General features: G+C 71.8%; 15 protein-coding genes. 3 read left to right on the top strand and 12 right to left on the bottom strand.

The features are described 5' to 3' along the window. Positions 1 to 6: 6 nt before the first annotated feature. A complete protein-coding gene (locus AB0B50_RS14090; protein ID WP_362330039.1) occupies positions 7 to 447 on the bottom strand; it encodes an ATP-binding protein in 441 nt (146 codons plus the stop codon). 130 nt (positions 448 to 577) lie between these two features. Then, a complete protein-coding gene (gene bldG, locus AB0B50_RS14085; protein WP_003975386.1) occupies positions 578 to 919 on the bottom strand; it encodes an anti-sigma factor antagonist BldG in 342 nt (113 codons plus the stop codon). A gap of 80 nt (positions 920 to 999) precedes the next feature. On the opposite strand from bldG, the gene AB0B50_RS14080 reads away from it, so the two are divergent. Beyond that, a complete protein-coding gene (locus tag AB0B50_RS14080; protein ID WP_362330036.1) occupies positions 1,000 to 3,450 on the top strand; it encodes a DEAD/DEAH box helicase in 2,451 nt (816 codons plus the stop codon). Here AB0B50_RS14080 and AB0B50_RS14075 read toward each other — a convergent pair. The 8 genes from AB0B50_RS14075 to ssd form a co-directional block, all read right to left on the bottom strand. Next, the gene (locus AB0B50_RS14075) at positions 3,447 to 3,608 is read right to left on the bottom strand and encodes a hypothetical protein (protein WP_362330033.1); all 162 of its coding nucleotides are present in this window, start codon (positions 3,606 to 3,608) and stop codon (positions 3,447 to 3,449) included. The genes AB0B50_RS14080 and AB0B50_RS14075 overlap by 4 nt on opposite strands. Before the next feature lie 38 nt (positions 3,609 to 3,646). Beyond that, on the bottom strand, positions 3,647 to 4,015 hold the full coding sequence (locus tag AB0B50_RS14070; protein ID WP_362330030.1) for an Rv3654c family TadE-like protein: 369 nt from the start codon (positions 4,013 to 4,015) through the stop codon (positions 3,647 to 3,649). Continuing rightward, a complete protein-coding gene (locus AB0B50_RS14065; RefSeq protein ID WP_362330027.1) occupies positions 4,012 to 4,422 on the bottom strand; it encodes a TadE family type IV pilus minor pilin in 411 nt (136 codons plus the stop codon). The genes AB0B50_RS14070 and AB0B50_RS14065 overlap by 4 nt, the downstream gene beginning before the upstream one ends. Further along, entirely contained in the window at positions 4,409 to 4,579 is a 171-nt protein-coding gene (locus tag AB0B50_RS14060; protein WP_362330025.1) for a DUF4244 domain-containing protein, read from the bottom strand. Before AB0B50_RS14060 ends, AB0B50_RS14065 begins: the two co-directional genes overlap by 14 nt. 70 nt (positions 4,580 to 4,649) lie before the next feature. Further along, on the bottom strand, positions 4,650 to 5,450 hold the full coding sequence (locus AB0B50_RS14055) for a type II secretion system F family protein (RefSeq protein WP_362330022.1): 801 nt from the start codon (positions 5,448 to 5,450) through the stop codon (positions 4,650 to 4,652). Beyond that, positions 5,447 to 6,304, bottom strand: coding sequence for a type II secretion system F family protein (locus AB0B50_RS14050; RefSeq protein ID WP_362330019.1), 858 nt, complete (start codon positions 6,302 to 6,304; stop codon positions 5,447 to 5,449). Before AB0B50_RS14050 ends, AB0B50_RS14055 begins: the two co-directional genes overlap by 4 nt. Next, on the bottom strand, positions 6,301 to 7,473 hold the full coding sequence (locus AB0B50_RS14045; RefSeq protein WP_362330017.1) for a TadA family conjugal transfer-associated ATPase: 1,173 nt from the start codon (positions 7,471 to 7,473) through the stop codon (positions 6,301 to 6,303). The genes AB0B50_RS14050 and AB0B50_RS14045 overlap by 4 nt, the downstream gene beginning before the upstream one ends. Next, positions 7,470 to 8,591 (bottom strand): septum site-determining protein Ssd, encoded by a 1,122-nt coding sequence (ssd, locus tag AB0B50_RS14040; RefSeq protein WP_362330014.1) that lies wholly within the window; start codon positions 8,589 to 8,591, stop codon positions 7,470 to 7,472. The genes AB0B50_RS14045 and ssd overlap by 4 nt, the downstream gene beginning before the upstream one ends. A gap of 531 nt (positions 8,592 to 9,122) precedes the next feature. Between ssd and AB0B50_RS14035 the strand changes: the two genes are divergently transcribed. Continuing rightward, positions 9,123 to 9,956 (top strand): HAD-IB family hydrolase, encoded by an 834-nt coding sequence (locus tag AB0B50_RS14035; protein WP_362330011.1) that lies wholly within the window; start codon positions 9,123 to 9,125, stop codon positions 9,954 to 9,956. Between the two features lie 425 nt (positions 9,957 to 10,381). Here AB0B50_RS14035 and AB0B50_RS14030 read toward each other — a convergent pair whose 3' ends face one another. Then, positions 10,382 to 11,197 carry an oxidoreductase gene (locus tag AB0B50_RS14030; RefSeq protein WP_362330008.1) on the bottom strand — a complete coding sequence of 272 codons (816 nt, stop codon included), beginning with the start codon at positions 11,195 to 11,197 and terminating at the stop codon, positions 10,382 to 10,384. A gap of 101 nt (positions 11,198 to 11,298) precedes the next feature. On the opposite strand from AB0B50_RS14030, the gene AB0B50_RS14025 reads away from it, so the two are divergent. Next, a complete protein-coding gene (locus AB0B50_RS14025) occupies positions 11,299 to 12,279 on the top strand; it encodes an ATP-binding protein (RefSeq protein WP_362330005.1) in 981 nt (326 codons plus the stop codon). A gap of 67 nt (positions 12,280 to 12,346) precedes the next feature. Here the strand turns inward: AB0B50_RS14025 and AB0B50_RS14020 are convergent, their stop codons facing one another. Further along, entirely contained in the window at positions 12,347 to 13,618 is a 1,272-nt protein-coding gene (locus AB0B50_RS14020; protein ID WP_362330003.1) for a hypothetical protein, read from the bottom strand. Positions 13,619 to 13,704: the final 86 nt, after the last annotated feature.

Here is a 13,704-nt window from a genome sequence, read left to right as displayed (position 1 = left end):
CCGGGGTCAGGGCAGCAGCGTCGCCGGTGTGGTCGGCCAGCTCATGCGGATGAGGCCGCCGGACTCGCCCGCGGTGACCTCCACGTCGTCCACGAGTCCGCTGATGACGGCTAGACCCATCTCGTCCTCGCCCTCGGCCTCCGAGTCGTCGCCCTCACCGGCCCGCGCGCCGGGCACCCGGTCACCGGGGGCCGAGCGGGGGGCTTCGTCGCCGACCTCGATGGAGAACTGCTTCTCGTCCTCGATCAGCGCGACGCGCACCGGGGCCGTGACCCCGCTGCTCTGATGCAGCCCGACGGCACGCGTGCAGGCCTCGCCGACGGCGAGCCTGACCTCGTCGAGAACGGCCTCGTCCACTCCGGCCCTGCGCGCGACCGCGGCCGCCACGAGGCGGGCGGTCCTGACGTGCTCGGGCAGCGCGCTGAAGCGGAGTTCAACGGTGGCCATGCATCCCCCTCGGACATACGCGCGTGCTGTCAGAGGGCCGGGCCGCAGGCCCGGTCCCCTGCTGTACTGCCGCCCCGGGCCGAGGGCCCGGGGCACCCGGCCTGTCGGCCGGCAGTCAGTGGTCCGGCACTCAGTCGGTGGCCGCGACAGCTTCCTCGACCGAGGTGTGAATGGGGAACACCTTGGTCAGGCCAGTGATACGGAAGATCTTGAGAATGCGCTCCTGGTTGCAGACCAGGCGCAGCGAGCCCTCGTGGGCACGCACGCGCTTCAGGCCGCCGACCAGCACGCCGAGCCCGGTGGAGTCGAGGAAGTCCACGCCCTCCATGTCGACGACCAGATGAAAACTGCCGTCGTTCACCAACTCGACCAACTGCTCGCGCAGCTTGGGCGCGGTATATACATCGATTTCGCCACCGACCTCGACGACCGTACGATCGCCGACGGTACGGGTCGACAGGGACAGGTCCACGGATCCTCCAGCACCTTGCTATCGAGCGGTCATCCCTCGGGACACCTCGGCAGAGCCCCCAGGACGGATCGCCAGCCGCGATGGCATTCAATCACTTACCGGCAGGCGCGCACGACGCCTTGGGACCATTGTCCATCCCGCCAGTGACACACTCGATGCCGATGGCCAAAATTTCCCCTCCCGGAGGACCCACTGCGGGCCCCCCGGCACAGACGTCCCCGCGGACGGTCCTTGACCGGCTCACCGCGGGGCCGAGCCGTGCATCGCGCGTCACTCATACGGAGCACTTGCCCCCACGTGAGGCTCGGTATGCAGTCTGGCCGGACCGCATCCGGCCCGAGGTCATATCCGCCGTCCGGGCCGCGGGCATCGAGCATCCCTGGGCCCACCAGGCACTGGCCGCCGAGCACGCCCTGGACGGGGAGTCCGTGGTCGTCGCCACCGGGACCGCGTCCGGCAAGTCCCTGGCCTATCTCACACCCGTCCTCTCCGCCCTGCTCGACGGCTCCGAGGCCCCCAACGGCCGTGGCACCACCGCGCTGTACCTCGCCCCGACGAAGGCCCTCGCCGCCGACCAGCGCCGCGCCGTCCGCGAGCTGGCGGCCCCTCTCGGGAACGCGGTGCGCCCCGCCGTGTACGACGGCGACACCCCCTTCGAGGAACGCGAGTGGGTGCGTCAGTACGCCAATTACGTCCTGACCAACCCCGACATGCTGCACCGCGGGATACTCCCCTCCCACCCGCGCTGGTCCTCCTTCCTGCGCGCCCTGCGCTACGTCGTCATCGACGAGTGCCACACCTACCGCGGCGTCTTCGGCTCCCACGTCGCCCAAGTCCTGCGCCGCCTGCGCCGTCTCTGCGCGCGCTACGGCTCCGAGCCCGTGTTCCTCCTCGCCTCCGCCACCTCCGCCGACCCCGCCGTGTCCGCGGAGCGCCTCACGGGGCTGCCGGTGAAGGAGGTCGCCGACGACGCCTCGCCCCGCGGCGACCTCGTCTTCGCCCTGTGGGAGCCTCCTCTCACCGAACTCCACGGCGAGAAGGGCGCCCCCGTCCGTCGCACCGCGACCGCCGAGACGGCCGATCTCCTCACCGACCTGACCGTCCAGGGCGTCCGCTCGGTCGCCTTCGTACGCTCCCGGCGCGGCGCCGAGCTGATCTCGGTGATCGCCCAGGAACGCCTCGCCGAGGTCGACCGCTCCCTGGCCCGCCGCGTCGCCGCCTACCGCGGCGGCTACCTCCCCGAGGAACGCCGCGCCCTGGAGCGCGCCCTGCACTCCGGCGAACTCCTCGGCCTCGCCGCCACCACCGCCCTCGAACTGGGCGTCGACGTCTCGGGGTTGGACGCCGTCGTCATCGCCGGCTACCCGGGCACCCGGGCCTCCCTCTGGCAGCAGGCGGGGCGGGCAGGCCGCTCCGGACAGGGCGCCCTCGCCGTCCTCGTCGCCCGCGACGACCCGCTGGACACCTATCTCGTCCACCACCCGGAGGCGCTCTTCCAGCAGCCCGTGGAGTCCACAGTCCTCGACCCCGACAACCCGTACGTCCTCGCCCCCCATCTGTGCGCGGCGGCCTCCGAACTGCCGCTGGTCGAGGACGACTTCGCCCTCTTCGGCCCCGCCGCCGAGGAGCTGCTCCCGCAGCTGGAGGCCGCGAAGCTGCTGCGCCGCCGCACGAAGGCCTGGCACTGGACCCGCCGCGAACGGGCCGCCGACCTCACCGACATCCGCGGCGAGGGCGGCAAACCGATCCAGATCGTCGAGGAGGGCACGGGACGGCTGCTCGGCACCGTCGACGCGTCCGCCGCGCACACCACCGTGCACGAGGGCGCGGTCCACCTCCACCAGGGCCGCACGTATCTCGTGCGCCACCTCGACCTGGAGGAGTCGGTGGCCTTGGTCGAGGAGGCCTCACCTCCCTACTCCACGACCGCGCGCGACACCACGGCGATCTCCATCCTGGAGACGGACGTCGAGGTCCCCTGGGGCGAGGGCCGGCTCTGCTACGGCTCCGTCGAAGTCACCAACCAGGTCGTCTCCTTCCTCCGCAGAAAACTCATCACGGGCGAGGTGCTCGGCGAGACGAAGCTCGAACTCCCTCCTCGTACGCTCCGTACGCGCGCGGTCTGGTGGACGGTCACCGAGGACCAACTGGACGTCGCCCGCGTCAATCCCGAGATCCTCGGCGGCGCCCTGCACGCCGCGGAACACGCGTCGATCGGCATGCTCCCGCTGTTCGCGACGTGCGACCGGTGGGACATCGGCGGCGTCTCCGTCCCGCTGCACCCGGACACGCTCCTGCCGACCGTGTTCGTGTACGACGGCCATCCCGGCGGGGCGGGCTTCGCCGAGAGGGCCTTCCACACGGCACGGGAGTGGCTGACGGCCACGCGCCAGGCGATCGCCTCCTGCGAGTGCGAGGCGGGCTGCCCTTCCTGCATCCAGTCCCCCAAGTGCGGCAACGGCAACGACCCCCTGCACAAGCGGGGCGCGGTCCGCCTCCTTTCCGTGCTGCTACGGGACGCGGCGGTCTAGCGCGGCTGTTCGGCTGCGGGCATCGCCGCTCCCAGCCGCTCCAGCCGCTCCAACGGCTCCTGCTGTTCCTGCTGCTCCAGCTGTGGGCAGGCGTTCCGCAGGGCGAGCGGGATCTCCCCTGCTCGGACGAAGCCGAGAGCTCGGGGAAGGGCGGGCACAGCCCGAAGCTCCCGGGCACCCGATCAACCGCGCCCAACTACGGCTCAGGCAAAGGCGTCGCCGGGCCCGCGCGGGATCTGACCGTGGTCGAGAAAGGGCCCGCGGATGCCGCGGCCGTGATCTCGGAGACCTGCCCCCGCACCACACACCGCACAAGCCGCGCCCTCTGCGCCTCCACCACCCGCCCAGCTCCCTCGCACGCCGCCGCGGAGCCGCTCATCCACCGGTCCGCCGCCGCAAGCGCCGCGAGGTCCGCCGCGCCGCCCGCCCGATGCCGGGCCACGACGACCTGCGCCATCGCCAGCACCGCGCCGCAGACCACGCACAGCACGGCCATGACGACCACCACCCACACGGTGGCCGCCCCTCGGTCCCTGCCGGCCTCGCGCCACTTCCCGCCCCTCATGGGCTCACCCCCACCGTTTCCTCCGCCAAGGCCACCGCCTCCGACCGCAGCCGCAGCCGCAGGCCGAGGCCCAACGCCGTCGTGCCCGGCGGGTCCGCCGCGACCTCCACCCGCACCAGGTCGCCCTCGCGCCGCACGGAGACACGCGCCCCGCGCGGCGCCGCCTGCCGCGCCGCCGCCACAGCCACGGCTTCCGGGTCCTGCCGAGCCGCCGCGCGGGCCCCCGCCCTGGCCGCGTCCACGCACTGGATCTGCGCGGACGCGGCCAGCAGGGTCCAGAGCAGCGCCATGGTGAACAGCGCCAGCGTCGGCAGCACCACGGCCGCCTCCGCCGTCACGAACCCACCGTCACGCCCCCGGAATCGGCGCCTCGTGCACCACCCCCGCTCCACCTCAGAACGGGACATCGAGCGCCTTCTCCACGACCGCCTGCAGCGCCGCCCTGACCTGCCCGCTCGTCACCACCTTGTAGAGCAGCCCGGCGAAACCCACCGCCGCGATCAGCCCCATCGCGTACTCGGACGTCACCATTCCGGCGTCCTTCTTCATGTGCTGTCGTCGCATGCCAACCCCCGTGTGTGTTGTGCCAGTTGTTGTGTGGACTGTTGTGTGAACCGATGTGTGGACGTCGGGCTCAGAGCGCGCCCAACAGCCCTTCCGCAAGGCCGATCACCACCGGCAGCACCCCGACCGTCACGAACGCCGGCAAGAAGCACAGGCCCACCGGCGCGGCCATCAGGACCGCGGCCCTGCGTGCCCGGGCCGTCGCCGCCCGGCCCCGCTCCGCCCGGACGTCCGCGGCGAGGCGTGCCACCGGTTCCGCCGCGGGTGCTCCGGACTCACCCGCCCGCTCCAGGAGCCGGGCCAGCGGCGCGGCTCCAGGTATCGCGGCCAACTGGCTCCATGCATCGGCTGGTTCGCTCCCCAGCCGCACTTCCGCCGCTCCTCTCGCCAGTCGCTCACCGATCGCCCCCTTGAGGGACTCTCCGACCGCATGGGCGGCCACCACGGGACTCGCCCCCGCAGCCACACACGCCGCCAAGAGGTCAGCCGCCAAGGGCAGTTCATGTGTCGCTCTTTCCGCTGCCCTCTTCTCTTCCGGCTTCTCTTCCGGCTGGTTCACGGCTGCGTTCGTGCGTTGTCCGTATCGCCATGCGGCGTAGCCCGCCGCCGCCCCCGCCGTGAGGCCCAGTACTCCGCCCACCAGGGCATAGGCCGCACTCGCCGCACCCGCCGCCAGCAGCCATTCGCGCGCTCCTGCGAGGCGGTTCGGATGCCGGCTCCGACTTCTTGTGGGTGGTCGCTTCACGTTCAACGCCTTGCCCGCTCGCCGCCACAGCGCTCTTTCGCGCCGCGCCGCGAGCGCCGTCAGCGCCAGCCAGAGCATGGCCGCCGCTCCCCACGCGACCACCCCCAGCCTGTGGACAACGCTCATCGCCCCTCCGCCCCTCGCACGATCCGCAGCGCCCACCACACCCCGACGCCCTCCAGCACTCCGCCCACCGCGAGACAGCCGAGCCCCGCGCCCGTGTGCAGCAGCACCCGCAGCGGCTCCGCCCCCAGCGCGCTGCCCATCAGCAGGCCCAGCACCGGCAGGCCCGCGAGCATCACGGCCGTCGATCTCGCTCCCGCCAACTGGGCCCGCAGATCGTTGCGTTGATCCCGCTCCGAGCGCAGAGCAGCCTCCAGGCGGTCGAGCCCCGCCGCGAGGCCCGCGCCCCGGTCCACCGCGACCCGCCAGCACGCCGCGAGCCCCAGCAGACCCTCGGCCCCGGGCTGCCGCGCGGCCTCCCTCAGCGCCCCCGGCACATCTCCGCCGAACCGCGCCGCTGCCAGTACCGCACTCCGGGTCGCACCGGTCCCACCGTCATCCGCGTCGGCCGCTTCGTAGAGGGCCAGCCGCAGCGCCTCCCCGGGCTGTCGTCCCGCCCGCACTTCGCCGGCGAGCGTGCCGCACAGCCCGATCACCGCGTCGCCGCGCCGTTCCCTCTGCCGCCGCGCGTCCCCTGCCCGCCGCACCCGCGCGACCAGCGGAACTCCGGCCGCGCCGACGACCAGCGGCACCACGGACTCCCCCAGCAGCGCGACCAGGAGACCGGCCGCCAGGCACCACCACTCCTGATGCCCGCGTGCTGCCGCGACCGCCCACTGCCGGTACCGGCCATGTCTCTGCTCCGGCGCACCGCCCGCGAACAGCGACCATGCCCGCCGGGCCTCGCGGCCCCGTCCTACCGTCAGCCAGGCCGCGCTCCCCGCACACGCTGCCGCCGCCCACATCGACGTACTCATGAGCCATCGCCCCAAGAGCCGTTTCCGAGCAGTGAGTTCAGACGCTCCCAGCCCGGCTCCCTGGTGAAGGCCCTCTCGCCCCAGCGCAGCGCGGGCACCGTCACCACCAGGCCCGATGCCGCCCGCTCCAGCACATGCACCTCGGCGATCCGGCGGCGGCCCGCCCGGTCGCGCACGAGATGGATCACCACCGACAGCGCAGCCGCCAACTGGCTGTGCAGCGCGGCCCGATCGAGCCCGGCGGCCGTCCCCAGGGCCTCCAGCCGGGCGGGTACCTCCGCTGCGGAGTTGGCGTGCACCGTGCCGCCGCCCTCGTGTCCGGTGTTCAGCGCGGCCAGCAGATGCACCACCTCCGCGCCCCGCACCTCGCCGACCACCAGCCGGTCGGGCCGCATGCGCAGGGCCTGGCGGACGAGATCGTCCAAGCCGACCATGCCCGCCCCTTCCTGATTGGCGGGCCGGGACTCCAGCCGCACCACATGGGGATGCTCGGGTCTCAACTCCGCGGAGTCCTCGGCCAGGACGATCCGTTCCTTGGGACCCACCAGGCCGAGCAGCGCGCTCAGCAGAGTCGTCTTGCCGCTGCCCGTGCCCCCGCTGATCAGGAAGGACAGACGGGCGTCGAGCAGAGCTCGCAGCACCCGGTCGCCGCCCGGTGGGATCGTCCCCGCGGCGGTCAACTCCGCGAGTGTGAAGGCCCGGGGCCGCACGACCCGCAGGGAGAGGCACGTCGAGCCCACGGCCACCGGTGGCAGCACCGCATGCAGCCGGGTGCCGTCCGGCAGGCGCGCGTCCACCCAGGGGCGCGCGTCGTCGAGGCGCCGCCCCGCCACGGACGCGAGGCGCTGCGCGAGCCGTCGCACGGCGGCCGCGTCCCGGAACGTGACGTCCGTGAGCTCCAAGCCCCCGCCCCTGTCCACCCACACCCGGTCCGGCGCGGCGACCAGCACATCGGTCACCGAGCCGTCCGCAAGCAGAGGTTCCAGAGGCCCTGCCCCGACGAGTTCGGAGCGCAACTCCTGCGCTGCGCCAAGGACTTCGGCATCCCCGAGGACCCGACCCTGCGCGCGCAGGGCCTCGGCGACCCGGGCCGGGGTCGGCTCCGTGCCGTTCTCCGCGAGCCACTGGCGCACCCCGTCCAGCATCCGGGCCCCGACCACGGCGCTCATACGCCCCCTCCCACCGCGTCGACCGGCAGCCGGTCCCAGAAGGCGGCGCAGAACCGGGCCAGCGGCCCGCGCGCGGCTCCCCCGGGCGGTGTCCCCGCGGCCTGCCCCGCCAACAGCCCCGCTTCCCAGGGGACTTCGCCGACCAGTGGCAGTCCGAGCAGCCGGGCGACCTCCTCCGGGTCGAGTCCGCCGGGGCCACCCAGTCCGGCGCTCCCCGCGACCACCACCCGCAGATCCCGGAGCACCATGCCCGCGGCCGACGCCACGCGCCGCGCCCCCGCCACCGCGCGCAGCTCCGGGGGCACCACCAGGAGCCCCAGGTCCACCTGCGCCAGCGCCTCGGCGACGCCCTCGTCCACCCGGCGCGGCAGGTCCACGACCACCACACCGCCGCGCCTTCGGGCCGCGGCGACGACCGCCCGCACGGCCTCCGGAGCGACCGTGACCGCATCACCCCGGTCCCAGCTCAGGACCCGCAGCGCGTGCAGCTCCGGCAGCGACTCCTCCAGCGCCCCGCCGCCGACCCTGCCCCGCGACGCGGCGAAGGCCGGCCACCGGAGTCCGTCGGCGCCTTCGCCGCCCAGGAGGACGTCCAGGCCGCCGCCCAGCGGGTCCGCGTCGACGAGCATCGTGCGCCGACCGGCCCGCGCCGCCGTCACCGCGAGGGCGCACGCCAGGGTGGAGGCCCCGGCGCCGCCGCGACCGCCGATGACTCCGACGGTGAGCGCCGGGCGCCCCACACCCTCGGCCACGTCGGCGATACGGTCGACGAGCCACTGCTCGCCGTCCGGCAGGAGCAGCACATGGTCGGCGCCGATCTCCACCGCGCGCCGCCAGACCCCGGAATCGTCCTGATCCCGCCCAACCAGCACGACCCCGCGCCGCCGAGCGGCACCGCGCAGCCGGCCCGCCGCGTCGTCCCCGACCAGGACGAGCGGCGCCGCGTCCCAGCCCTCTCCGCGCCCGGGTCCGCCGTGATGCACCTCGGGCAGCGCACCCGCCGCGGCGCACAGCCGCAGCAGGTCATCCAGCAGCTCCACGTCCTCCGTGACGATCAGCGGTCCGCCCTGCCGCCCGTCGGACGGCGCAGCCCTGTCGTGCGAAATGACTCCACCCACGATCTCCATCCCCCTCTCACCACAAGCCCCTGTGAATGCCGCGCCCCGCATCTGCGAAGAACCGGACAAAGCAATCCGGCCATGAACTTCACGAGCGGAACGGGTGGAATCAGCGTGCGGCGATCCGGTAAATCGTGTGGATCTTGGTCAATTACTGTGGACAAGGCGGTGGCTGTGAATATCCCCGTCACCCATACCGGTGACATCGCGTCGACTTCAGGCCGACTTCCGCAGAGCAGCCCAACGGCTACACACAGTGACGGATCTTGGGTAGGGCGCGAGACGCCCGTGAGAGCAAAGAGAAGGGCCCGAGGGCCGGAAGAGGATCAGCGGAGGGTTCAAAAACCCATCCGGACATGCGACGACCCCCGCCGGGGGGGAGAGCGGGGGTCGTCCCCACGGTCCGACTCGGGGGGGGAGGAGCCAGACCGGGTTAGCACGGTCGCGAACGATCCGTGACTTCCATGGTGTACCCGAGAGCCTTCTCAGGCAAACCCACGCGCCTCAGCTTACGCCGAATGGTGGGCGCCTATGCTCGGGCTCGTGGAAAACCACTCCTTGCCTCGCACTGCCGCGTTCTTTGACCTGGACAAGACGGTCATTGCGAAGTCGAGCACGCTCACCTTCAGCAAGTCGTTCTACCAAGGTGGCCTGATCAACCGCAGAGCGGTACTGCGCACCGCGTACGCGCAGTTCGTCTTCCTGGCGGGCGGCGCCGACCACGACCAGATGGAGCGGATGCGCGAGTACCTCTCCGCACTGTGCCGCGGGTGGAACGTGCAGCAGGTCAAGGAGATCGTCGCGGAGACCCTGCACGAGCTGATCGACCCGATCATCTACGACGAGGCCGCGTCCCTCATCGAGGAGCACCACGCCGCCGGACGGGACGTCGTCATCGTCTCCACCTCGGGTGCCGAGGTGGTCGAGCCGATCGGTGAACTCCTGGGCGCCGACCGAGTGGTGGCGACCCGCATGGTGGTCGGCGACGACGGCTGCTTCACGGGCGAGGTGGAGTACTACGCCTACGGCCCCACCAAAGCGGAGGCGATCAAGGAACTCGCGCAGTCGGAGGGGTACGACCTCGACCGCTGCTTCGCCTACAGCGACTCGGCGACCGATCTGCCGATGCTCCAGTCCGTCGGGCACCCCTTCGCGGTCAACCCGGACCGCGCGCTGCGCCGCGAGGCCATCACGCGCGCGTGGCCGATCCTCGACTTCCACCGCCCGGTGCGGCTCAAGCAGCGCCTGCCCGCGCTCTCCGTGCCGCCCCGGCCCGCCCTCGTCGCGGCGGCCGCGGTCGGCGCCGCGGCGGCCACGGCGGGCCTCGTCTGGCTCGCCAGCCGACGCCGCGCGACAGCGAGCTGACCAAGGAGCCGGCCAGGCCTGCCGGGCCTGCCACGGGCCCGCCCGCGGCAGGCCCGGAGACCGACCTGTCGCCCAGGCCTAAACCTTGCGCCCGATTCGCACCTATTTGAACCTAAAAGTAAAGAAGTGCATCCAGGGCTTCCGCTTCCTCCAGGACAGGAGTACAAAGGATTCAACGGCCCGCGAGACCAAGGACATCCGAGAGGATCACCTTTAAACGCAACCAAGGCCCCACGGACCGAAGCATGGACATCGAGCACCCACGCGACGTCGACCCGTCGATTACGGGCCAGCCGCACCAGGTGACGGGCAATGTTCCCGACCTGATGGGCAACACTTCGAGGACGCTTGGTAACCCGGTGAACATGCCAGCGGCGGTACGGACTCCGTACCGCCGCAACCCTTTGCAGGCCCCCTTCGACCCCTCAGGCCGCGCCGCGCTGCAGCGCCTCGCAGACCGCGGTCGACTCCCTCACTCCGAGCTCAACGGCCTTGCCGCAGTGGGCGATCCAGGCCGCCATACCCTCCGGAGTGCCGGAGGCGTAGCCGTCGAGGGCCGCCACATAGGCCGCACGGCCCAGCTCTCCGTACCCCGCCTCGGCGGGGCAGATCGACTTCGGGTCGAGGCCGCTGCCCACCAGGACGATGCGCTCGGCGGCGCGCGCGACCAGGCCGTTGTGCGAGCCGAAGGGCCGCAGGCTGGTCAGCTCGCCGTGGACCACGGCCGCCATCACCAGAGCCGGCGCCGAACTGCCCGCGATGATCAGCCGCGACAGGCCCTCCAGTCGGCCCGCCACCTCCTCCGCGTCCGGCAGCGGGAGCTCGACGAGCGGCTCGTCGACGGGCTCACCCGCCAGGCGGGGACGCCCCGCACCCTCGGTGGAGTCGGCGGCGGCGACCAGGTGCAGGCGCGCGAGCACCCGTAGCGGCGACTGCCGCCAGATCGACAGGAGTTGACCGGCCTCGGCGGTCAACCGCAGAGCCGCGCCGACCGTGCGCGCCTCGTCGTCGCCGCTGAAGTCGCTGCGCCTGCGCACCTCTTCGAGCGCCCACTCGGCGCCGGACAGCGCCGCGGAGCCGCGAGCTCCGCGCAGTGCCGCCTCGGAGGTGATCTCGTTGCTGCGGCGGCGCATCATCCGGTGTCCGTAGACCCGGTCCACGGCCTTGCGCACGGAGTCCACGGAGTCGGCCACACCGGGGAGTGCCCCGAGGGCGGCGAGCGGGTCGGCTGTCGTACTCATGAGTACGAGCCTACGTACTCCGGGGCGCCGCTCCACGAAGGAGTGGTCTTCTTCACGCGAGCCGAGCACCAGCCGTGACCGAGCGGCTACCCTTCGTGGTCATGAAAATCGCTTTCGTGGGGAAGGGCGGCAGCGGCAAGACCACGCTGTCCTCGCTCTTCATCCGCCACCTCGCCGCCACCGGCGCGCCCGTCATCGCGGTGGACGCCGACATCAACCAGCACCTGGGCCCCGCACTCGGCCTCGACGAGGCGGAGGCCGCCGAGCTGCCCGCCCTGGGCGCACGCCTGCCCCTGATCAAGGAGTACCTGCGGGGCTCCAACCCGCGGATCGCCTCCGCCGACACGATGATCAAGACGACGCCCCCGGGCGAGGGCTCACGGCTCCTGCGGGTGCGCGAGGACAATCCCGTCTACGACGCGTGCGCGCGGCCGGTGGAACTCGACGACGCCCGCGTGCGTTTGATGGTCACCGGGCCGTTCACCGAAGCCGACCTCGGTGTCGCCTGCTACCACTCCAAGACGGGAGCGGTGGAGCTGTGCCTGAACCACCTGGTCGACGGCCGTGACGAGTATGCGGTCGTGGACATGACCGCAGGTTCGGACTCCTTCGCCTCCGGCATGTTCACGCGTTTCGACATGACGTTCCTGGTGGCCGAGCCGACGAAGAAGGGGGTCTCCGTCTACCGCCAGTACAAGGAGTACGCACGCGACTTCGGCGTCGCCCTCAAGGTCGTCGGCAACAAGGTCCAAGGCCAGGACGACGTCGACTTCCTGCGCGAGCAGGTCGGCGACGACCTCCTGGTGACCGTCGGGCAGTCGGACTGGGTGCGCGCCATGGAGAAGGGCCGCCCGCCCCGGTTCGAGCTCCTGGAGGAGGACAACCGCCGTTCCCTGCGCACGCTTCAGGCCGCCGTCGACGCCGCGTACGACCAGCGCGACTGGGAGCGGTACACCCGCCAGATGATCCACTTCCACCTGAAGAACGCGCAGAGTTGGGGGAACGAGCGGACGGGTGCCGACCTGGCTGCCCAGGTCGACCCCGACTTCGTGCTGCGCGAGCGGATGGTCGCCACGGCCTGAACAGGCCGTCGGGTGCCACCGCTTGACCACCCGAGCAGGCACTACGGCTTGACCACCCGAGCAGGTACTACGGCTTGACCGCCGGAGCGCCCGGGACGCCCTTCGGGGCCGGTGCGGGCTGGGCGGAGAGGAACGCCGCCCAGCCTTCCTTCGGTGCCTTGCCGACCGGCAGTCCGGTCAGCTTGGCCAGCGTCTTCGGGTCCTGCGCGTCGAGCCAGTCCGCGAGTTGGCGGAAGGAGACGCAGCGCACCTCGGGCTTGGTGCAGACCCGCTCGACGGTCTCCTCGATGGCACGCATGTACGTGCCGCCGTTCCAGGACTCGAAGTGGTTGCCGATGATCAGCGGCGCGCGGTTGCCCTTGTAGGCACGGTCGAAGCCCTGGAGCAGGCCGTCACGCATCTGATCGCCCCAGTACTCGTGCTTGGACGGGTCGCCGTGCGAGGTCGAACCGGACTGGTTGACCATGAAGTTGTAGTCCATGGTGAGCGTCTCGAACTGACGGCCGGGGACCGGGACGAGCTGCATCGACAGATCCCACAGCCCCTCCTTCTTCTTGGGCCAGAGCTGGTTGTTGACGCCGCTGGTGTCGTAGCGGAAGCCCAGCTCGCGCGCGGCGCGCATGAAGTTCTTGCGGCCTTCGAGGCAGGGGGTGCGGGCGCCGATCAGTTCCTTGTCGTAGTCGAAGGGCAGAGGCTGCGCCTTCTTCATGCCCGTATTCGTCTTCCATGCCTTCACAAAGGACTTGGCCTGGTTGATCTCGCTCTTCCAGTCCTCGACGGACCACTCGCCGACCCCGCGGCCGCTGCCACAGAAGTGGCCGTTGAAGTGCGTGCCGACCTCGTTGCCCTCGAGCCAGGCGCCGCGGAGCTGGTCCACGGTGTCCTTGATCCCCTGGCGGTCGTTGAAGCCGATGTCCGAGCTGCCCGCCAGGTGCTGCGGCGGCTTGTAGAGCCTGCGCTTCTCCTCGGGGAGCATGTACACGCCGCTGAGGAAGTAGGTCATCGTGGCGTTGTTGCGCTTGGCCACCTTGCGGAAGTGCGAGAACAGCTTCTGGCCGTCCTCACCCGCGCCGTCCCAGGAGAAGACCACGAACTGGGGTGGCCTCTGGCCCGGCTTCATGCGGGCCGGTCTGGGCAGATGCGGCTGCGTGCCGGTGAAGGCCGTGGAGCCGTCACCGATCATGCGGACGGCGCTCTTGGGGGCCGGGGCCCCGGCTGCCTTCTTCGCGCCGGGGGCGCCTTCCTTGGTGCCGGTGTCGCCGCCGGCACAGCCGGCCAGTGCCGCTACGCACGCCACGAGGGCGGTGAGGCTCGCGGCGATCCTCCGGGTGGCGGCCATGTTCCGCCCACCTTCTTTCCGTGCAAGTCGGGACAGATCTGCAGAAATCTCGCATGGAGCAGGAAATGTCACGTTCCGACAAGCCG

Source organism: Streptomyces sp. NPDC041068, assembly GCF_040647455.1.
Taxonomy (GTDB): Bacteria; Actinomycetota; Actinomycetes; order Streptomycetales; family Streptomycetaceae; genus Streptomyces.
Note: the sequence above shows the minus strand (reverse complement) of the source record. Positions and strands in the feature narration are given on the sequence as shown.